Annotated in this window: 16 protein-coding genes and 1 pseudogene; 10 read left to right on the top strand and 7 right to left on the bottom strand. The window is 29.4% G+C overall.

The window, feature by feature from the left end; all coding sequences use genetic code 11:
• Position 1 precedes the first annotated feature (1 nt).
• Both CAMP5121_RS00215 and CAMP5121_RS00220 read right to left on the bottom strand, forming a co-directional pair.
• Positions 2-1933 (bottom strand): ABC transporter permease, encoded by a 1932-nt coding sequence (locus tag CAMP5121_RS00215; protein WP_337214450.1) that lies wholly within the window; start codon positions 1931-1933, stop codon positions 2-4.
• Positions 1930-3063 carry an efflux RND transporter periplasmic adaptor subunit gene (locus tag CAMP5121_RS00220; protein WP_337214451.1) on the bottom strand — a complete coding sequence of 378 codons (1134 nt, stop codon included), beginning with the start codon at positions 3061-3063 and terminating at the stop codon, positions 1930-1932. Before CAMP5121_RS00220 ends, CAMP5121_RS00215 begins: the two co-directional genes overlap by 4 nt.
• A 127-nt stretch (positions 3064-3190) precedes the next feature.
• On the opposite strand from CAMP5121_RS00220, the gene CAMP5121_RS00225 reads away from it, so the two are divergent.
• Together CAMP5121_RS00225 and CAMP5121_RS00230 are read left to right on the top strand one after the other, a co-directional pair.
• Positions 3191-3799, top strand: a complete 609-nt coding sequence (locus CAMP5121_RS00225) for an NAD(P)H-dependent oxidoreductase (RefSeq protein ID WP_337214452.1) — start codon at positions 3191-3193, stop codon at positions 3797-3799.
• Between the two features lie 69 nt (positions 3800-3868).
• On the top strand, positions 3869-7381 hold the full coding sequence (locus CAMP5121_RS00230; protein ID WP_337214453.1) for an acyl-[ACP]--phospholipid O-acyltransferase: 3513 nt from the start codon (positions 3869-3871) through the stop codon (positions 7379-7381).
• 29 nt (positions 7382-7410) lie between these two features.
• On the opposite strand, the gene CAMP5121_RS00235 is transcribed toward CAMP5121_RS00230, so the two are convergent.
• Positions 7411-9420: a CocE/NonD family hydrolase gene (locus CAMP5121_RS00235; protein WP_337214454.1), complete on the bottom strand. Its 2010-nt coding sequence runs from the start codon at positions 9418-9420 to the stop codon at positions 7411-7413.
• Positions 9417-10667 carry an MFS transporter gene (locus CAMP5121_RS00240; protein WP_337214455.1) on the bottom strand — a complete coding sequence of 417 codons (1251 nt, stop codon included), beginning with the start codon at positions 10665-10667 and terminating at the stop codon, positions 9417-9419. Before CAMP5121_RS00240 ends, CAMP5121_RS00235 begins: the two co-directional genes overlap by 4 nt.
• A gap of 251 nt (positions 10668-10918) precedes the next feature.
• Between CAMP5121_RS00240 and CAMP5121_RS00245 the strand changes: the two genes are divergently transcribed.
• The 7 genes and pseudogenes from CAMP5121_RS00245 to mnmH all read left to right on the top strand — a co-directional run bounded on the left by CAMP5121_RS00245 (position 10919) and on the right by mnmH (position 16171).
• Positions 10919-11863: an NAD(P)-binding domain-containing protein gene (locus CAMP5121_RS00245; RefSeq protein ID WP_337214456.1), complete on the top strand. Its 945-nt coding sequence runs from the start codon at positions 10919-10921 to the stop codon at positions 11861-11863.
• Entirely contained in the window at positions 11857-12549 is a 693-nt protein-coding gene (locus CAMP5121_RS00250) for a tRNA1(Val) (adenine(37)-N6)-methyltransferase (protein ID WP_337214457.1), read from the top strand. The genes CAMP5121_RS00245 and CAMP5121_RS00250 overlap by 7 nt, the downstream gene beginning before the upstream one ends.
• Positions 12539-12910: a YkgJ family cysteine cluster protein gene (locus CAMP5121_RS00255; protein WP_337214458.1), complete on the top strand. Its 372-nt coding sequence runs from the start codon at positions 12539-12541 to the stop codon at positions 12908-12910. Before CAMP5121_RS00250 ends, CAMP5121_RS00255 begins: the two co-directional genes overlap by 11 nt.
• Positions 12886-14121 (top strand): tetratricopeptide repeat protein, encoded by a 1236-nt coding sequence (locus CAMP5121_RS00260; protein WP_337214459.1) that lies wholly within the window; start codon positions 12886-12888, stop codon positions 14119-14121. The genes CAMP5121_RS00255 and CAMP5121_RS00260 overlap by 25 nt, the downstream gene beginning before the upstream one ends.
• Positions 14106-14708: an indole-3-glycerol-phosphate synthase TrpC gene (locus CAMP5121_RS00265; RefSeq protein WP_337214460.1), complete on the top strand. Its 603-nt coding sequence runs from the start codon at positions 14106-14108 to the stop codon at positions 14706-14708. Before CAMP5121_RS00260 ends, CAMP5121_RS00265 begins: the two co-directional genes overlap by 16 nt.
• Positions 14708-15196 (top strand): HIT family protein, encoded by a 489-nt coding sequence (locus CAMP5121_RS00270; protein WP_337214461.1) that lies wholly within the window; start codon positions 14708-14710, stop codon positions 15194-15196. Before CAMP5121_RS00265 ends, CAMP5121_RS00270 begins: the two co-directional genes overlap by 1 nt.
• Positions 15189-16171, top strand: a pseudogene (gene mnmH / locus CAMP5121_RS00275) (tRNA 2-selenouridine(34) synthase MnmH). Before CAMP5121_RS00270 ends, mnmH begins: the two are co-directional and overlap by 8 nt.
• Here mnmH and CAMP5121_RS00280 read toward each other — a convergent pair.
• From CAMP5121_RS00280 to CAMP5121_RS00290, 3 genes are read right to left on the bottom strand one after another with little or no spacing between them, the layout of a single operon-like run.
• On the bottom strand, positions 16166-17686 hold the full coding sequence (locus tag CAMP5121_RS00280) for an inorganic phosphate transporter (RefSeq protein ID WP_263702059.1): 1521 nt from the start codon (positions 17684-17686) through the stop codon (positions 16166-16168). The pseudogene mnmH and the gene CAMP5121_RS00280 sit on opposite strands and share 6 nt — an antisense overlap.
• Positions 17687-17732: 46 nt before the next feature.
• The gene (gene pdxA / locus CAMP5121_RS00285) at positions 17733-18833 is read right to left on the bottom strand and encodes a 4-hydroxythreonine-4-phosphate dehydrogenase (RefSeq protein ID WP_337214462.1); all 1101 of its coding nucleotides are present in this window, start codon (positions 18831-18833) and stop codon (positions 17733-17735) included.
• A complete protein-coding gene (locus CAMP5121_RS00290; RefSeq protein WP_263702061.1) occupies positions 18830-19597 on the bottom strand; it encodes a pyridoxine 5'-phosphate synthase in 768 nt (255 codons plus the stop codon). The genes pdxA and CAMP5121_RS00290 overlap by 4 nt, the downstream gene beginning before the upstream one ends.
• A gap of 55 nt (positions 19598-19652) precedes the next feature.
• On the opposite strand from CAMP5121_RS00290, the gene CAMP5121_RS00295 reads away from it, so the two are divergent.
• Positions 19653-20612, top strand: coding sequence for a Ppx/GppA phosphatase family protein (locus tag CAMP5121_RS00295; protein ID WP_337214463.1), 960 nt, complete (start codon positions 19653-19655; stop codon positions 20610-20612).
• Positions 20613-20621: the final 9 nt, after the last annotated feature.

Below are 20621 nucleotides of genomic sequence, written 5' to 3' on the forward strand. Positions count from 1 at the left end.
CTCATTCCTTTGATAAAGCACTAATAGGATTTAAATTTGCTGCATTTTTTGCCGGAAAAAATCCAAAAACCACTCCGATTAAAACCGAACTTAAAAGCCCTAAAAATACTGAATTTAATGAAAGTATCATCGTAAAACCAAAATTTAAAGAATTAAATACTTCAATGATAATAAAAGAAAGCATTACTCCAAAAATAGCTCCTAAAGAACAAATCAACACAGCTTCAATTAAAAACTGCATCAAAATATCTTCTTTTCTAGCTCCAATAGCCATTCTAACTCCAATTTCCCTTGTACGCTCACTTACTGAAACAAGCATGATATTCATCACACCAATACCACCTACTATCAAAGATACCACCGCAATAGAAGAAATAAGTAAAGTCAAAGTAGCAGTATTTTCCTCAATAGCATTTTTAATCGCATCAGAATTTATAGTGAAAAAATCTTTTTTTCCGCGTTTAATCTCTAAAATTTTTACCATAGCCTCTTCAGCTAAAGCAGGATTTACCTCATCTTTTACCTTAGTTACTATAGCTCTTATTTGTTTATCCCCTGTGATTTTATTCATCAAAGTAGAATAAGGAGTGTAAATTTTAATGGTATTTTCATCAGCTCTAAAGCCTTTATTGTCTCTTTCTTTTTTTAAAACACCAACTATAGTTAAAGGCTGTTTGTTAAAAATCACACTTTTACCTAAAACATCTTTAGCGCTGATATTATCAAATAAAATTCTCAAAGCATTTTCATCTATAATGCAAATATTGGTATTATCTTTTATATCTTCATTATTAATAAACCTACCATCTACCATCACAAAACCTCTAAGCCTTAGATGATTTGGCCCTACTCCATAAATTCTAGCTTGCAAAGAATTATTCTTATAAGTTACAACCCCTACTTTACCCACATCTGCTTCTACTGCTTCTAAATAAGGCAAAGAACTTAAGGTTTTTAAATCACTTAAATTTAGCCTTGTTCTACCTGATCGAATATCTCCCAAGCCTCGTCCTGAAACAACTTCTATAGTATTAGTTCCAATAGAGCTAATAGAAGCAAGTATATTTTGTTGGGCTCCAAGTCCTAAAGCAACCACGCAAACTACTGAAGCTATGCCTATGATAATACCAAGCATAGTAAGCAAAGAGCGTAGCTTGTGTGCTACAATGGAAGTTATGGACATTTTTAAACTTTCAAAAAGCTGATTTTTAAGCAAATTAAAGCTTTTTTTCTCTTTTGGCATTAACTTAGCTTTTATTTCGTCTGCTTTTTTTGCACCATTATCGCTTATAATCTTACCATCTTTAATTTCTATAACTCTTTTTGCTCTAGCAGCTATTTCTCTATCATGAGTGACTAAAACTACAGTGTGTCCTTGATCGTTTAGTTTATTTAAAATTTCTAAAACTATCTTACCGCTTTTAGAATCAAGCGCACCCGTTGGCTCATCTGCTAAAATAAGCTCACCACCATTCATCAAAGCTCTTGCTATAGAAACTCTTTGCTGTTGCCCACCACTTAGTTCATTTGGCTTTGATAATTCTTTATGATCAAGCTCTAAAAAAGAAAGTAATTCCTTAGCCTTTTGCGATCTTTCTTGTTTGTTTTTTCCTGCATAAACAGCAGGTAAGGCTACATTATCTTTAGCATTTAAAAGACTAAGTAAATTATATCTTTGAAAAATAAAACCTATTTTTTCACGTCTAATCCTTGCTTTTTCATCTTTGCTTAAATTAGTTACTTCATATGCATCTAAAAAATATTTTCCACTACTTGGCTCATCAAGTGTTCCTATAATATTTAAAAGAGAGGTTTTTCCGCTACCTGATTGCCCTATAATAGCTACAAATTCCCCTTTTTGAATATAAAGATTAATATTTTCTAAAATAGTTGTGTTATTAATCTTTTTTTGTATATTTTCTAAGCGTATCATTTTTTATTTTTACCTATGATAACTAAATCACCCTCATTAATACCATCTAAAATTTGAGTATTTAAACTATCTTTAATACCTAATTTAACAGGTGTTTTTACACTTATATTATTTGCTTTTAAAATTTCTACATAATAACCACTTGCATCACTTTTTATAGCCAAAGTTGGTATAACTAAAGTATTATTTTCTGTTTTAATAGCAATTTCATTTTCTGTGCTCATACCTATGCGTAAAAAATTATTATCATTTTTTACAAAAACCCTTGCATAATAATACACAGCACTAGCGCTAGTACTTGAGTTTGAGTTTAAATTTGTATTACTTGTTGCATCGCTTATAGTAGTATTTGCTGGATCTATGCTTGAAATAGTTGCTTCGTATTTTTTATCAGGTTCATTTAAAATACTAAATTTAACTTTTTTTCCTACACTAATTTTATTAATATCAGCTTCAGCTATTTGCATACGAATTTCCATTTCACTTAAATCAGCCAAACGCACTATACTTGGTGTATTTTGGTTTGCATTTACAGTTTGACCTTCTTCAACCGCTACATTAATAATCTCACCCTTACTAGGTGCAGTTATAGTAGTATAAGCTAAATCTTTTTGAGCATTTTTTAAAGAAATTTCAAGTTGAGTAGTTTGAGCTTTTAAATCAGCCACATTTGCCCTTAGAGCATAAAAAGTATTTTTAAGATTTTCAAGATTTTCTAAGGAAGTAGCCTTTTTAGTATAAAGCTTTTGTTCTCTTTGGTATTGTTTAGTAGCTATATCAAGAGCGATTTTTTTACTTTCTAAATTTGCCTTTGCACTTTCAAGCTGAGCTTTGGTAATATCTAAATCATTTTGTTGCTTATCTTTATCAATTTGTGCGATTAAATCACCCTCATTAACATGATCACCTAATTTTACATAAAGTTTAGTAATTTGCCCACTAACTTGAGCACCAACATCAACTTGTGTTTTTGCATAAACTTCGCCTATTGCTTCTATACTTTGAGTAATATCTTGTTTTTTAACTTCATAAGTTAGATAATTATATTCTTCCTTATTTGCAAAAAAGAAAAAATACACCCCTATAATGAGTATAATCAAAAATATGCTTAAATAAATTATTTTTTTCATTTTAATCCTTTAAAAATCATATAATAAAACATTTGTATGAAGTAAAAATAAAATTGTAACAATAAAATATAATTTTAACAATTTTAAAGCTTATAAGATATAAGATAAATCAAAAAAAGGAAAAATAATGCAAGATTATTTAAATTTAATGCAAAATCGCTCTTCTATTAGAGCTTACACCCAAGAAAAAATTTCTAAAGAGAATTTAGAATATATCTTAGAATGCGCTAGATTATCTCCTAGCTCCTTAGGACTTGAACCTTGGAAATTCTTAGTTTTTCAAAAAGATGAACATAAAAAAGAAATTGCCAAAATAGCTAATAATCAAAGCCATGTAGCAAATTGCGCTGCTATTATAGTTGTAATTTCAAGGGCTGATTTTAAAGATTATTTTGAAGAAAAACTAAAAAAAAGAGGTTTAAACCAAGAAGAATTAAACAAACGCTTGCAAACTTATAAGCCGTTTTTAGATGCAATGAATTTAGAACAAAGTTTTATTTATGCTAAAGAACAAAGCTATCTTGCTATTGCAAATATTATCAATGCTGCTTATAGTTTAAATTTAGGCTCATGTATTATCGGTGGCTTTGATAAAGATAAAATCAATCAATATTTAAATTTAGACACCACTAAACAAAGAGTTTCTATGCTCATTACTTTAGGACATACCCAAGAAAATACTAGCGTAGAAAAAGTTCGTTTTGCATTTGATGAAGTGGTAGAATTTAAAGATTAATCAAATATCAAAACTCCATTTAAATTTTATATAATAAAATAATATTTTTAAAATAAAATGGAGTTTTAAATGCAAGGAAATTTCTTAAAGATTTTTGGCGTATTGCCATTTTTAGCAGTAGCTTTTATTAACGCTTTTGTGGATTTAGGACACAAAATCATTATACAAAACACTATCTATAAATTTTATGAAGATAGCACCCAACTTTTTCTAACTGCTATTGTTAATGCTTTGATGCTTTTACCTTTTATCCTTATGCTTTCACCTTCTGGATTTTTAGCAGATAAATTTCCTAAAAATAAAATCATGAAAATATCTGCATTATTTTCAGTAATATTAACTTGTATTATTTGTTTGTGTTATTATCTTGGAGCATTTTGGCTTGCTTTTATAATGACTTTTATCATGGGAGTACAATCTGCCTTATACTCTCCTGCAAAATATGGTTTTATAAAAGAATTAGTAGGAAAAGAGCTTTTAGCTATGGGAAATGGAGCTGTAAATGCAGTAAGCATTGTGGCTATTTTAGCGGGTATGGCGGTATTTTCTCTAAGCTTTGAAATGCTTTTTGATCCAAATTTTAACACTCCTTCGGATATTTTAACACAAATTGCGCCTTTGGGTTTTGTATTAATAGCTTTTGCTTTATTAGAACTTTTTTTAGCTTATAAGCTTCCTAGCTTAAAAGAAGAAGATAAAAATTTAAGCTTTGATAAAAAACAATATTTCCAAGGAAAGCTTTTAGCCTCTAATTTAAAAACAATATTTTCTCATAAAATCATTTGGCTTTGCATTGTAGGAATTTCACTTTTTTGGGCCATATCACAACTTTATTTAGTGAGTTTTCCTGTATATGCAAAAAATGATCTTTTCATAGAAAATACCTTTTATGTACAATGCTCTTTAGCTTTTTCTGGTATAGGAGTGATTATAGGATCGCTTATTAGTGGTAAGTTTTCTAAAAATTATATCGAATTAGGTCTTATACCACTAGGTGCTTTAGGAGTTTTTCTAATGAGCATTTTAATGCCATTTTTAGAAAACTTACTAAGTTATAGTGTGGTATTTTTTATTTTTGGTTTAAGCGGGGCATTTTTTATCATACCTTTAAATTCTCTCATACAATTTCATGCAAAAGAAAATGAACTAGGAAAAGTCTTAGCGGGTAATAATTTTATACAAAATATTTTTATGTTAGGCTTTTTAGCACTAGCTACTTTTGCTGCATATGCTAAATTTGAAGTGATAAATTTGTTTTATTTTATCATCGCTGTGGCATTTTTTGGAAGCATTTATGTGCTAAGTAAATTGCCTTTTTCTTTGGTGCGTTTATTAATGAGCATAGCGTTTTTTCAACGCTATCGTTTATTAGTAGAAGGTTTTGAAAATATTCCTGAAAAAGGTGGAGCATTATTGCTTGGTAATCATATATCTTTTATAGATTGGGCTATTGTACAAATGGCTATACCAAGAAAAATTTATTTTGTTATGGAAAAAAGCATTTATTCTAAGTGGTATATTAAAATTTTTCTTGATAAATTTGGAGTTATCCCTGTTTCAAGTGCTTCTAGCAAATCAAGCTTAGAGCTTATTGCTATGCATATTAAAAATGGAAATTTAGTTTGTCTTTTCCCAGAAGGAGTACTTTCACGCCATGGACAGCTTAATGAATTTAAAGGTGGATTTGAGTTAGTTTGCTCAAAATTAGAAGAACAAGATGGAGTGATTTTGCCTTTTTATATTAGAGGACTTTGGGGAAGTGCTTTTTCAAGAAGTGATGAAGAATTTTCAGCAAGAAACCGCAAAATAAGCAAAAGAAAAATCGCTATTGCTTTTGGAAAAAGCTTACCAATACACACTAAAAAAGAAGTGGTTAAAACAAAAGTTTTTGAACTTTCTTTTATTGCTTGGAAATCTCAATGTGAAAGTATGCATACTATAGCCAGAGCTTGGATAGATAGCGCTAAAAGAAATTTAAGTCAAATAGCTATTGTTGATCCTTTAATAGGTGGTATTACCTATAGAAAAATGCTTGCTTTAAGTTTAGTTTTTAGCTCTTTCATAAAAAATATATCGCATGAGCTAAATATACAACCTACCCAAGGAAGCTATGCTCCAAAAGAAGAATGTGTGGGAATTTTACTCCCTGCTTCTATGGCTAGTTCTCTTTGCAATCTAGCTGTATTGCTTGCAAATAAAATCGTAGTAAATTTAAACTTCACAGCAGGTATAAAAGCAATTAATCAAGCCATTCAAAGCTCTCAAATTCAACAAATTTATACTTCTAGAAAATTTATGGAAAAATTAGAAAATAAAGGTATAAAACTAGAATTTGAAGAGCATGTTAGAATCATTTTTATGGAAGATATTATCGCAAGCTTTAAAAAACAAAAACTCAAAATCTTTTCTATGCTTGCTTTAGTAAGTATCTTACCTACTTGTTTAATAAAAGCATTATTTGCACCTAATAAACAAAACCTTGCCATAGCTGCTATATTATTTAGTAGTGGTAGCGAGGGAACACCAAAAGGAGTAATGCTAAATAATCGTAATATTTTAAGCAATATAGCTCAAATTTCAGATGTATTATGTGCAAAAAATGAAGATGTTGTCTTATCTTCTTTGCCACCTTTTCATGCTTTTGGATTAACTGTAACTACTTTTATGCCTTTATTAGAAGGGATTAAAAGCATAACACATGCTGATCCAACAGATGCGCTAGGTGTAGCAAAAGCTATAGTAAAAAATAATGTTAGTATTATGTGTGCTACTTCAACTTTTCTAGGTATTTATGCAAGAAATAAAAAACTTGATGCGATTATGTTTGAAAGCTTAAGGATTATCGTTTCAGGTGCTGAAAAACTCAAAAGCGAAGTAAGAACTGCCTTTGAAATGAAATTTAAAAAACCTATTTTTGAAGGCTATGGAGCCACTGAAACCACTCCAGTTGCAAGTGTAAATTTACCAAATAAATTTGATCCTGACTATTGGGTTTTACACCGTGCAAATAAAGAAGGTAGTGTAGGTATGCCTTTACCAGGAAGCGCTATACGCATAGTAGATCCATCTACTTATGAAAGTTTAAATCATGGAAAAGATGGGTTAATACTCATTGGTGGCCATCAGGTTATGGTGGGTTATTTAAACAATAAAGAAAAAACCGATGAAGTTATCAAAGAAATCGATGGCATACGCTGGTATAATACCGGCGATAAAGGTCATGTAGATGAGGATGGCTTTTTATATATAGTAGATCGTTATTCTCGTTTTGCAAAAATTGGTGGTGAGATGATATCTTTAGGAGCTTTAGAAGAAGAAATTGCTAAATTTATTAATACAGATATAGTAAAATTTTGCGCAGTTGCGCTAGATGATGATAAAAAAGGTGAAATGGTATGCTTATTAGTAGAATGTCAAGAGCAAGATTTTGATGGAATTTGCGAAGCGATTAAAAACTCTACTATGCCTGCTATTTTTAAACCAAGTAGATATTTTAAAGTAGAACAAATTCCACTTTTAGGTTCTGGCAAAGTGGATTTAAAAGGTGCTAAAGATTTAGCTAAAATCTTGCAAGAAAATTAATTCCCAAAGTAATTTTACTTTGGGAAATTTTACAAACTATTTCTTTTAGTTTTATAATCATATTTTTTATCAAAAACAAGTTTATCGTTTTCTTTGACTGCTATTTTTCCCTTAATATAAAAATACTCCAAATCACTAGTTTGTGTTAAGATTATATCAGCCTCCATCATACAACCCTCACGTCCTATTTGCATTGTTTGAGTAATGGTATATTGCGCGCTTAATGGGTTTTCATTTTGAAGTTTTAATTCTCTTTTTAAATTATGCTTTACTAAAACATCAACCTCATCAAATCTATAAACACCTTCTCCAAAAACTCCGCCAACACCATCTGTAATACAAGTCCAAGTATCATTTAAAATATCATAAGAAATGCTTCTATCTACCCTACCTTCTTCTAAAAGTGTTATTGGAGTTAAAGGAGCACTTTGTGCTTGCATATTGATTTTATTACTATTTTGTCCATTAAAACATGGCAAATTAAATTCACACTCATTTAAATCCAAAGTCAAGGTTGAAATTTTTGGCATAGGCCAAAACATAGGCCAAAAAGAATTTGCTAATGATAATCTTATCTTAGAACCCTTGCCAAATCTATATCCACAAGCATCAAGTTTGATTTGCTTTTGGATAAATTCATCTTTTTTTAAAGGTATAAATTGCTCTTTATCATCACTTAATGCAAGATTGATCACTCCATAACTTACTCTTTTTACAAAACCATCAGCTCTAACTTCACTAAGCTGAGCAAAGAGCATAGCTTTTCCTTGATCACTTGCAATTTTTACATTTAAAACCGGAAAACCCAAAATATCTAAATCTTGTTCTAAAAAATCACTTTCAAAAACAACTGCCATCCCATCATCCAACCTTTGATCACTAGGACTTTCTCCTAAAACACCAGCCCCCATCCACTCTCCGGATAAAAGCCCATGATTTAATGGAGTGTTAATTTTGATAAATTCACTTGATTTTTTGCATGTTAGTTTATACGGATTTAAATAGTATTTTTTATAGCTAATATCATTTTTAAAATCATTTAAAGCAACAAAACGACCTTCTACTTTCTCTGTTTTTGAATTTGGCTTAGAGCTATTTTCAATATATGCTTGTATCATAGGAGCTTCAAGCACATCGTTTTCTTCATTTTTAAGCCATTTATCCCACCATTTAAGTGCTTCTTGTAAAAAACCCATTGCAGGCAAAGGAGATCCATCATGAGGATAAACATGAGCCCAAGGACCAACGATAGCTTTTTTTGGAACTTTCAAAGCATTCATTAGAGTAAAAACAGGATTAGTATAAGAATCAGCCCACCCATCTAATGCAAAAACAGGAACTTGTATATCATCATAATTTTCTCCAACAGATCCATGCTTCCAATAGTCATCTTTCAAAGTATGCTCAAGCCACAATGCGGGCCATAAAGGCATATTCTCAAGCCTATTGAGCCATTTATTTCTACCATTTGAATCAATTTTTGGATCAACAAAACGTGATTGATATGCAAGCATAATATTACCCCACCAAAAATTATCATTAAGTAAACATCCACCTTTATAATGAATATCTTCATTAAATCTATCATCGGTAAAACCTACCACTATAATAGCTTTTAAATTTTTGGGTCTTCTTGCTGCAACTTGTAAAGAATTAAATCCACCCCAAGATTTACCCATCATACCAATATTTCCATCACACCATTCTTGCTTTGCTATCCATTCAATGACTTCTAAGGCATCATCTTGCTCTTGCTTTAAATATTCATCTTCTAATAAACCATCAGATTCCCCACTTCCTCTAATATCAACTCTAACAACCGCATAACCATTACCACTAAAATATCCATGCATAGGCTCATCTCTACTTCTTGTTCCATCATTTTTTCTATAAGGAATGTATTCTAATATAGCAGGAACTTTTTCTTTAACCTGAGGAAGCCAAATTCGTGATGAAAGCTTGGTGCCATCTTTTAAAACTATCCATTCATTTTCTATCACTTTAACCTTGTTTTTAAAATCAAGAATAATTTCTTTCATTCTATCTCCTTTTTATTGTATTTTTTAATCCAAATCAAACAAAACATTACACCCAAAATAGCCATAGCTATCATAATAGTAAAATATATATGAAAACCTTTTACACCTGGATATCTATCCAATAAATCTCCAGCAAGCAAAGGTGCAAAAACCTCAGGTAAATATCCAAAAGTAGATACAATACCTATGGCCATACCTGCTAAATGAATAGGAATTTTTCCCTCACTAAGTAAAGAATAATAAATTCCAAAATTAGAATACATAGCTACATAAATTACCACACAAGCAGAAGTTAAAACGCTCATTTGCAAAAATCCATTTAATTTTGAACTAAGCATTAAAAAAATAACACCAATTCCCATTAAAATAAAGCCTATCATCATTATTTTAGCCTTTCCATATCCATCTGCTATAAACCCACCTACCACAGAAGAAACAGGACGAATGTATTGAGCTAATACTGTTAAAATAGCTGCAAAAACAGCAGAAGCTCCTATCACATTACTTGCATAAGGAGTAAAATAATAAAAGCTCATATTAAAAAAATAGGTACAAAAAGTAATAGCAACCACAAGCCAAAGAGCAGAATTTTTCAAAAGAAAAACTAAATCTTTGATTTTAATCTTCTCACTTTGTTCATTAACCTCATCTTTTAAAAGAAAAAATAATAAAACAGCACTTGCAATAGGAGCTATAGAATAAAAAATAATAACCATTTCTATACCTTGCGCGGCTAAAGCTTTTGTTTGAAAATATCCAAAAATACTTGTAGCTATAGCCAAATGCGCAGCACCAACAACACCTCTACCACCTTCAAAAATTCCATAAGCTTTTGCTTGTTCTTTAGAATTTGCCAAGCTTCTTACTATTTTCATCAAAGAAGGCCAAAAAGTTAATAATGAAGTAATCCCCCAAATTCCATAAATAATCAAAAGTGCATTTAAAGAAGTAAAATATAAATGCAACAAACCACCAAGCCCTGTAGCAATTAAAGAAAAAATCAATAATTTTTTTGGCGCAAAACGATCTGCTAAATACCCTCCTAAGGCATAAGAAAACAAACCAAGCAATCCATAAGCACTACCCAAAAGCCCCATTTCAAAATTATTTAAATGATAAAGACTCATATAATCATCATAATAATATTTTCTAAAATAAGGCAAACCATAAATAATAGATCCACAAAAGGATAATAACAATAATGTAAAAAAATTATTTTTTAAACTTTGCTCTTTATTTTCATACATTAAAAACCTCCTTTTTTATACTATATATGATTTTTTTATTTTTTAATCTAAATATAGATAATTTTGCATAAAAATTTTAAATTGATATATTTTTTTACACACTTAAGATAATTTTTAAAAATTTTTTTTAATTAAATGAGTTGCAATAAAAACAAAAACTCTACAAAAAATTAAAATTATCTATAAATTTTTATATTTCATTATCATTTTTTTGATACATTTACACATTAAAATACTAAAAAAGGGAAATAATGAAAATTTTTGATATGGTAGTTATTGGTGCTGGCCCTGCAGGTATTGCAGCGGGAGTAGAAGCTAAAATAAAAAATAAAGAAGTTATTGTTTTAGAAAAAACTGATGCGATTTGTCAAACCTTAGTAAAATTTTACAAAGAAGGCAAAAGAGTAGATAAAGCTTATAAAGGTTGTGATAGCACAAATCACGGGCATATAAATTTTGAAGATGGAACTAGAGAAAGTACGATAGAAACTTTCCAAAATGCTATCAAAGAGCATAATCTTGAAGTAAAGCTTTCTAGTGAAGTTGAAAGTGTTAAAAAAGATGGAGAAAATTTCATCGTTAGCACCGCAAATGAAAATTATATTTGCAAAAATGCAGTTATTGCCATAGGTAGAATGGGTAAGCCAAATAAGCCAAGCTATACTTTACCTATAACTTTAACAAAAATCATCAATTTTAATGCAAATTCAGCAAGCCAAGGTGAAAAAATCTTAGTTGTAGGAGGTGGAAATTCAGCAGCAGAATACGCTATAGATTTAGCTAAAAATAACGATGTAACGCTTTGCTATAGAAGAGAAACTTTCTCAAGATTAAACGATATTAATCTAGAAGATATTCAAAAAGCTTTTGAACAAGGTAGTGTAAAAGCAAAACTTGGCATAGATATAACTGGCATTAAAGATGAAAATGGCAAAGCTAAAGTAAATTTCACTAATGACACAAATGAAATTTATGATCGTATTATTTATGCTATTGGGGGTTCAACTCCACTTGATTTCTTACAAAAATGCTCTATAGAAGTTGATGAAAAAGGTGTGCCAAGCTTTGATGAAAACAAAGAAAGCAATATAAAAGGATTATTTGTAGCAGGTGATATAGCGAGTAAAAACGGAGCTTCTATTGTAGTGGGTTTAAATGATTCATTTAAAATCTGCAATCATCTTTATAAATGCTAAAACTCTTTCAATACTCAAAAGGCTATCGTTATAATAATGATAGCCTTTTGCTTTTTGACTTTTTATCTAAAAATAATTTAAAAGGAAATATCCTTGATATAGGATGTGGTTGTGGAATTTTAGGACTTTTAATAAAGCAAAGATTTCCAAATTCAAATGTTTATCTACTAGATATCCAAGAGCAAAATATCAAACTAAGTTATAAAAATGCCAAAGAAAATAAACTTGAAATTCAAGGCATTTGTGAAGATTTTTTAAACTATAAAAGTGATATAAAATTTGATTTTTTAATCTCTAATCCTCCATTTTATAAAAAAAATACACAAAAAAGCCAAGATTTGCATTTATGTATATCAAGATATCAAGAATTTATGCCACTTGAGAAAATGTTTGCTAAAATAAATACTTTAATCAAACCAAATGGTAGTTTTTTTATGTGTTATGAGGCAAGTTTTTTAGATGAAATTTGTGCTTATTTAAAACAATTTAAATTAAAACTAGTTTCACTTCAATGTGTTCATACTAATGCACAAACTAACGCAAGACTTGTTTTAATGCATATTAAAAAAAATAGCAAAAGTCCGTGCTCTATAATGCCTACACTTTTTATGTATAAAAATGATGTTTTAAATCCAAAAATTAGTGAAATTTATGAAAATACAGGAACTATAAGCTATGATGTGTGAAAAAGGTTTTGATTATTCTTTTGATGAAAGTGTTTGTGAAAAATGCGGTGGGAAGTGTTGCACTGGAGAAAGTGGGTATATCTATGCTAGCAAAGAAGAACTAGAAGCTATTGCTAGTTTTTTAAATTTAAGCTTTGAAGCCTTTAAAGAGCAATACCTCATCAAAGTTGGGTTTAAATATAGCCTTAAAGAAGCAAAGTATGAAAATGGCTATCGTTGTATTTTTTTTGATACAATGTATAAAAAATGTTTAATTTACAAGCATAGACCAAAACAATGTAGAACTTTTCCATTTTGGGAGTATTTTAAAACACACAAAGAGGAGTTAAAAAAAGAATGTATAGGGGTTTGCTTTCACTAATTATAATTTTTATCCTAACAAGCCTTGCTTTAGCTAAAGGTGAAGATAAAATCCTACAAGCACTTATTTATGAAGAGCATGGACAATTTCAAAAAGCATGTGATATTTATACAAATTTATTTCATAAAAATAATGAAAGTATTTATTTGCAAAAGGCTTTACTTTTAGCCTTAAGTGCTAATTTAAAACAAAAAGATGAGCTTTTAAAAGCTTCTAAAGACTTTTTAGAACACACAGCTATTGCAAGATTAAATGCTTTATATTTTTTTGAAATAGGAGATTATAAACAAGCTGAAGCTATACTTTATAAACTCATTAAAGAAGAACAAGATTATAGAAATTATGAAATATTAGGCGATATTTTTGCCAAAAAAGCTTTATATACTAAAGCTTTAGAGCAATACAATCTTGCTTATAAGCTTTTTGAGCATGAAAATTTATTACTTAAAATAGTTGAAATTAATATCAAAAATAAAAATATCAACCAAGCTAAAAAGGCCTTAGAAGAATTTGTAAAAAGTTCACAATGCACCCTTAAAACATGCACCCTACTTTTAAAAATTTATCAAGAGCAAAAAGATCACAAAGCAAGTATCCAAACCCTTGAAAAGCTATATAAACTCAACAATGATATTAAATACATCTACGCTATGATAGAATTACTAGTACAAGAAAAAAATTATACTCAGGCTCTAAATTTAACCCAAAAATATAACATAGATCCTGATACCAAAATTTTCTTATACACACAAACAAAAGATTATAAAAAGGCCTATGAAATAGCTTTAAAACATTATGTACTTAGTAAAGATAAAAAATATCTTTCTATGGCAGGTGTTTTAGAATTTGAAATTCATATGGATCCTAAAAGTAAAAAAGTCACGGATCCAAAAATTCTAGCCTCTATCATGAAAAAATTTGAACAAAGCGTAGATGTGCGCAGTGATGCTTTATATCAAAACTACTATGGCTATGCTTTAATTGAATATGATATTGATATAGTCAAAGGTATGGAGCTAGTAGGCTGGGCGCTTGAACAAGAACCACAAAATCTTTACTATCTAGACTCTTTAGCTTGGGGGTATTATAAACTTAAAGATTGCAAAAAAGCTTATGAAATTTTACAAAAAACACTGCATGATAAAGAATTTTCAAGCTCAGATGAAAGCAAAGAGCATTTAAAGGCTATCGAAAAATGTTTAAAACAATAGATTTAAAAAATCATTTTTCAAAAACACAAAAAATTCTTGAAAGTAAAAAAGAAATTTTTCCTTATGATATGTTAGGTAGAAGTCTAGCTTCTAATGCCTTTTATCCTAAAGATATTTATACACTTTTACTTGAAAGAAAACTTTCACATTTTTTATATTCTAAAGATTTAAATTTTGATCATGAAAATTTTGATGCCATCATCTTGCCAACAAGCCCTTTGCTTAATCAAGACATACAAAATTTAAGTCTTTTTAGACGCTATCATGAAAAACCTATTGTGCAATTTGATTTTATTTTTGATGAATATCAAATTTTAGAAAGCTTAGTATATGGGGCTGATGCATTTATTGTATTTCCTAAAATGCTAAAAACCATGCAACTAAAAAAACTTTATAATTTTGCAATACATCTTGGCTTAGAAGCCATTTTTTACCTTGAAAGCAAAAGTGACCTTAATAATGCTATTTTAGCAGGAGCTAGAATTTTTTTACTAGAAGATGAAAAGCTATTACCTTTAATACCAAAAAATAAAGCTCTTATAAGTAAAAATATTAAAAATCTACATGCTTGCATAAAGGAGAGTTGATGGAGTATTTATACGCACCTTGGAGGGATGTTTATTTTAACAATAAAGATAAAAATTTTTGCCCTTTTTGTCATTGTAAGCATGAGCTTAATGAAGATGAAAAACTTAGGGTGATTTTTAGAGCTAAAGAATGTTTTGGCATTATGAATAAGTACCCTTATAGTCCGGGTCATTTTATGATTATCCCTTATGAGCATTTAGAAAATATAGAAGATTTAAGTAATGATACATGGCTAGAAATTAGCCATTTTGTGCGTATTGGAGTTAAAATTTTAAAAGAAAACTTTCACGCTAAGGGTGTTAATATAGGTATGAATTTAGGCAGTGCAGCAGGAGCTGGCATAGCACCACATTGTCATTATCATTTAATCCCAAGATGGCAAGGGGATACAAATTTTATCACCACCATAGGACAAACTAGAGTTTGCGGGAGCGATTTGGAAAAAGTTTATACCACCTTATGTAAAGCTTTTAAAGACTATGTATAAAGAAGTTGATTTTGAAAATTTTTTAAAATTTAATTTTGATCTTTTAATTGATGCAAGAAGCCCCAAAGAATACAAACTTGCTCATATAAAATCTGCGCAAAATTACTATGCGCTCAATGATAATGAATTTGAAGAAATAGGCACACTTTATAAGAAAAATAAAGGCTTAGCTAAAGCAAAAGGTGTAAGTTATATTTGCAAAAATATGAGTGAGCATATTAATAAAATTTATCAAAATTATAAAATAGGCTCTTTGGTGGGAATTTATTGTGCAAGGGGTGGTAAAAGATCAAAAACTATTGCTTTAATCTTAGCTGAACTTGGTTATAGGGTTATAAGATTAGAAGGTGGATACAAAGCCTATAGAAGTTATGTGAGTGAGTTTTTTAGAAAAGATTTAAATATTGAGTTTTTATGCCTTTGTGGTAATACAGCAAGTGGTAAAAGTGATTTAATCCAAACTTTAGATAATGCTTTAAATTTAGAAAAACTAGCCAACCACCAAGGATCTAGTTTTGGTAAAATTTATGGAGAACAACCAAGCCAAAAAGCCTTTGAAGATGAATTGTTTTATTTTTTAAAAGATTATACTTATAAAACTTGTTTTATAGAAGCTGAAAGTAGACAAATTGGAAATTTAACTATCCCGCTAAATTTATACAATAGCATGCAAAAAGCTAAGAAAATTTGGTGTGAGTGTGATATGAATTTACGCATTCAAAGAGTTTTAAAAAACTATACTCCAATGGATAAAAAAATATTTTATCAATGTGTTGAAAAAATATCACCTTATATTAGCAAGGATTTTAAACTAAGACTTTGTCAAAATTATGAAGAAAACAATTTAGAACTTTGTGTAAAAATGCTTTTTGAATATTATGATAAAGTATATAAAAAACTTCAAAAATTGATTATTTTATCAATAGTTCTAATTTAGATGAAGCTAAAAAACATCTTATGAGTTTAAACTCATAAGATTGTATTTACAAAAATAATAAAAATAATACTTGAAAGAATTCCAGCAACTGGTAAAGTAATCACCCATGCTAAACCAATAGGTTTCATCATAGCCCATTTAGCATCTTTATTAAATACCCCTATACCTAAAATAGCACCGATTAAAATATGGGTTGAGCTAACTGGAATTCCAAGTTGGGTAGCTAAAAGTATAACGATACTTGCACCAAGTTCAGCACTAAAGCCTGTTGTTGGTTTAATTTCAGCAAGTTTTGAACCCACAGTTTGAATAACTTCTTTACCCAAAAACCAAAGTCCAATAACCAAAGCTATACCAAACATAAGCATCACAGCAAATGGCACTGGCGAGCTAGGATTAATGGTGTTATTTTTAAGTACGTCTAAAATAGCGGCAAATGGCCCAAGAGCATTAGCTATATCATTAGCTCCATGTGAAAAAGCAAAACTTGAAGCAGTAAAAATTTGAAACCATGAAAAAATCTTTTCTATGGTTTTATTAACCTGAGTTTTTTTCATCAATCTCACAACTGCCAAAGTAACAATATAGGCAAAAATAGAAATAATCGATACTATCCATAAATTTTGCATTACATCTAAAGTAGAAACATTATTTAAACCCTTAAATAAAAACATAGAAGCAATAGTTAATGCACCTACACCTGCTATTAAAGGAACGTGAAATTTCATTCTTGAGAAAACATCTATGTTTTTTTCTTTTTCTTTTAACTCTTTGATTTTTAACTTATATTCACTTCTTTTTTCATCATCATCTAAAACAATAGCACTAAGTTCTTTGATTTGCTCTTCTTGGCTTTTGTTTTTTAAATTTTTAAAATATTCTTCTTTAAATGCTTTTTTTTCTTTTTTAATTTCTTTTACCACAAGAGTTATTTCTTCTGATGGCTTTAGAATTTTTTTATAAATATAAGCATAAATTAAATACGCCACAAGCCCGCCAAGCAAAGGCGAAATAACCCAACTCATAGCTATTTTATAAATACCATTCCAATTTACCATAGATAATGCTTGATCTTGATCAAAAAATACAAAGCCCATAGCAATACTTGAACCTACAATACCTCCTATAATACTATGAGTGGTAGAAACTGGAAGTCCTTTTTTAGTCGCTACAAAAAGCCAAATTCCTGAACTTAACAAAGCTGAGAGCATTACGCATACAAATACCATAGGATTAATCCCATCAGGTAAAACTACTATACCACTTCTTATAGTATTTGTTACTTCCCCACCTGCAAACACAGCCCCGCTTAATTCAAACACCGCTGCAATAATCAAAGCTTGTTTTATAGTAACTGTTTTAGCGCCTACGCTAGTACCAAATGAATTTGCTACATCATTACCACCAACGTTAAAGGCCATGAAAATACCAAATATACTAGCAAGGATAAATAATATCATGGAATTATTAGGAATATAATTATATCCCCAAACAAAAAAGCATAAAACACTCACAATAAAAATAAAAAATGCAATAGCATTATCTTTACTCAAGCATTCTCCTTAAGAATTAATTTTAATGAATTAATTTTAGTAACTTTTACTTAGTTTTTTCTTTGATCTTTAAAAATTGCAAAGCAGATTTCACTGCTTGCATATAACTTTGTAAGTTTATTTTTTCATTTTTATAAGCCCTATCATAAGCTGTACCATGATCAACACTAGTGCGAATTATAGGTAAATTTAAACTTACATTAATACTTTTTTCAAAATACAAAGCCTTTAAAGGCGCTAAGCCTACATCATGATACATACTCACTAAATACTTGCATTTATTTAACGCAAAAGGGGTAAAAGCACTATCAGCCACCAAAGGCTCACTTAAATAAATATTTTCCTTATAAGAAAGTTCTTTTTCTTTTTGACTTAAAAAATCTTCATTTTCTAAATTTTGTAAATTCAACGCGTAATCTTTTAAAAATACATTTACCATTCTTATAGCTTTTTTTATTTCCTGCTCTTCTTCTCCACCTATTACACCATTATCACTTGCATGAGGATTAAAACTTAAAACTCCAATTTTCTCAAATAAAGTGCATTGATAAAAATTAATTAAAAATTGCGCAAGCTCAAAAGCCTTAATCTCTTTAAAAACATCTCTTAAAGCCATATGCTCAGTATATAAAGCCACAAAAAGCTCATCACACCCTAACATCATAATAGCATCTTGTTTGAAAAAATCTCTTAGTGCCTCAGTATGACCTTTATAACTCACTCCCCCCATTTGCCAAGTCTTTTTATTAATCGGTAAAGTTACCAAAGCATCTAAAAATAAATGCGTGCAATAACTAGCTCCTTCAAAACTTAAAAAAGAATAAACCCCGCTTTTAGCGTCTAAATTCGCAGGATTTAACTCAAAATCAAAATCAATAATTTTACTAGCTTGATATGAAAACTCATAAATTAAAAAATTTTCTTTTTCTTCTTTAAAGATAAAATGTGGTTTTGAAGCATTAGAAATTTCAACTAAATTGATTTTAGATTTAGGATTTATTTTCAAAAGTTTATTTGCTTTTTGAAATAATTCATAATGCACAAAATAATAAGGTTCGCAAATTTTTACTAGCTCATCATGACAAGCTAATAAAATTTGCATACCTATACCATTTAAATCCCCTATGCTAATAGCAATTTTTTTCATCTTTTAATCAAAGCTTTCATTTGCAATATAGCTTTTTCTAAGCCTACAAAAACCGATCTTGCTACTATACTTTGGCCTATATTTAACTCTTCTATTTCTAAAATATCTACAATATTTTTTACATTTTTATAATTAAGCCCATGTCCAGCTGCCACTCTTAAATTTAGACTCTTAGCCAAACTTGCACTTTGTCTTAATCTTTGAAGTTCATTTTCTAAAAGCTTTTTGAGTTCATTCTTACTTAAAATTAATTCAGGCAATGCATAAGAAGTTTGATTGATATTGGTATATAATGCATTATAAATATTAGCATATAAGCCTGTATGAAGCTCTATAAAATCAGCATTTAAAGAAGATGATTTTTTAATATCTTCTAAATTTGGATCAATAAACAAAGAAACTTCGATTTGCTCTTGCTTTAAAACATTAATAGCTTCTTGTAGTTTTTCATTGTCTAAATTTAAACCACCTTCTGTTGTAAGTTCTTGTCTTTTTTCAGGCACTAAAGTAACGCGTGAGGGTTTGTATTTTAGAGCATATTCTATCATATCAATAGAGCATTCTAAATTCACTACACATTTGCAATATTTTAAAATATTTTCTAAATCAAACTCATTAGCATGGCGACGATCTTCTCTCACATGGATAGTGATTTGATCAGCTAAATTTGCACTCAAAAACGCAGCTTCAAGCAAATCAGGATCATTTACTTTTCTAGCTTCTCTTAAAACTGCTATATGATCGATATTAACCCCTAAAAGCATAAGTTTTCCTTATAAGTTTTTTGCTATTATACTTTAAATTTTTTAAGGAGAGCTAGTGCTAAGTATTGATATGGGTTCAAATACATTGAGAGCTGTTTTGATGGATGAGAATTTTAATAAATTAAAAAGCGAAGAATTTATCATAGGGGCAGCTAAAAATATGCAAAATGACACCATTAGTGATGAAGCTATAGAAAGAATTTTTAGCGCCTTGAAAATCTTAAAAGAAAAAAATTATAACTTAAGTCAAGCTAAAGCAGTCGCCACAGCTGCTTTTAGAAAAGCAAAAAATACTAAGCTTATTTTTGAAAAAATTCAAAAAGAATTTAAACTTGATATAAAATTAATCGATGTAAAAACCGAAGCAAAACTAAGCGTTTTAGGTATGCAAGAGCGTCTTAAAGCTCTTAAACTTTTTAGAAAAGACTTAAGTTATTGTGATTTGGGCGGTGCTTCTTGTGAAATTTCAAATGATAAGTTTAGCAAAAGTTATGATTTTGGAATCATTAGTTTTTATGAAAGAATGCATTTTAAAGCTATAAAATCAAGTGCTTATGTAAGATTTTTTAAAAAATACCCGCAAAATCTTGCACGTATTAAAGATGAAAAATTAAAAATTCATCTAAGCCCCTACCCTGCACATTTAAAACAACTTGCCCTAAAAGCTTTTAATCTTAGTAAAGATATAAAATTAAAAGGAAATTTTTTCATACTAAATTCAGGAGTACCCACCACACTTTGTGCTTATAAACAAAACATAAAATACAAAGATTACTTAGAAGAAAGTGTAAATGGTAAAATACTCAAACGCAAAGATTTTTTTGATTTTGCTTTAAAAATTTGGAATTTAGAACAAGAAAAAGCTAAAATTTATCTTGGAGAAAATAGAAAAAAATACCTCATAGCAGGCTCAATGATACTTTTTGCTTTATTTAATAAGCAAAAGCTCATTGTGATTGATGATGGTGTTAGAGAAGGTGTGTGTATAGCACATTTTAAAAATATCAAATTTTAAAGGAGAAAA

This window comes from Campylobacter sp. 2352 PW (genome assembly GCF_024723575.1).
Classification (GTDB): domain Bacteria; phylum Campylobacterota; class Campylobacteria; order Campylobacterales; family Campylobacteraceae; genus Campylobacter_D.

Bases quoted from the DNA above. Each gene is read 5' to 3' on its own strand.
- CAMP5121_RS00215 (WP_337214450.1), bottom strand. From the start codon at position 1,933: ATGATACGCTTAGAAAATATACAAAAAAAGATTAATAACACAACTATT.
- CAMP5121_RS00220 (WP_337214451.1), bottom strand. From the start codon at position 3,063: ATGAAAAAAATAATTTATTTAAGCATATTTTTGATTATACTCATTATA.
- CAMP5121_RS00225 (WP_337214452.1), top strand. From the start codon at position 3,191: ATGCAAGATTATTTAAATTTAATGCAAAATCGCTCTTCTATTAGAGCT.
- CAMP5121_RS00230 (WP_337214453.1), top strand. From the start codon at position 3,869: ATGCAAGGAAATTTCTTAAAGATTTTTGGCGTATTGCCATTTTTAGCA.
- CAMP5121_RS00235 (WP_337214454.1), bottom strand. From the start codon at position 9,420: ATGAAAGAAATTATTCTTGATTTTAAAAACAAGGTTAAAGTGATAGAA.
- CAMP5121_RS00240 (WP_337214455.1), bottom strand. From the start codon at position 10,667: ATGTATGAAAATAAAGAGCAAAGTTTAAAAAATAATTTTTTTACATTA.
- CAMP5121_RS00245 (WP_337214456.1), top strand. From the start codon at position 10,919: ATGAAAATTTTTGATATGGTAGTTATTGGTGCTGGCCCTGCAGGTATT.
- CAMP5121_RS00250 (WP_337214457.1), top strand. From the start codon at position 11,857: ATGCTAAAACTCTTTCAATACTCAAAAGGCTATCGTTATAATAATGAT.
- CAMP5121_RS00255 (WP_337214458.1), top strand. From the start codon at position 12,539: ATGATGTGTGAAAAAGGTTTTGATTATTCTTTTGATGAAAGTGTTTGT.
- CAMP5121_RS00260 (WP_337214459.1), top strand. From the start codon at position 12,886: ATGTATAGGGGTTTGCTTTCACTAATTATAATTTTTATCCTAACAAGC.
- CAMP5121_RS00265 (WP_337214460.1), top strand. From the start codon at position 14,106: ATGTTTAAAACAATAGATTTAAAAAATCATTTTTCAAAAACACAAAAA.
- CAMP5121_RS00270 (WP_337214461.1), top strand. From the start codon at position 14,708: ATGGAGTATTTATACGCACCTTGGAGGGATGTTTATTTTAACAATAAA.
- pdxA (WP_337214462.1), bottom strand. From the start codon at position 18,833: ATGAAAAAAATTGCTATTAGCATAGGGGATTTAAATGGTATAGGTATG.
- CAMP5121_RS00290 (WP_263702061.1), bottom strand. From the start codon at position 19,597: ATGCTTTTAGGGGTTAATATCGATCATATAGCAGTTTTAAGAGAAGCT.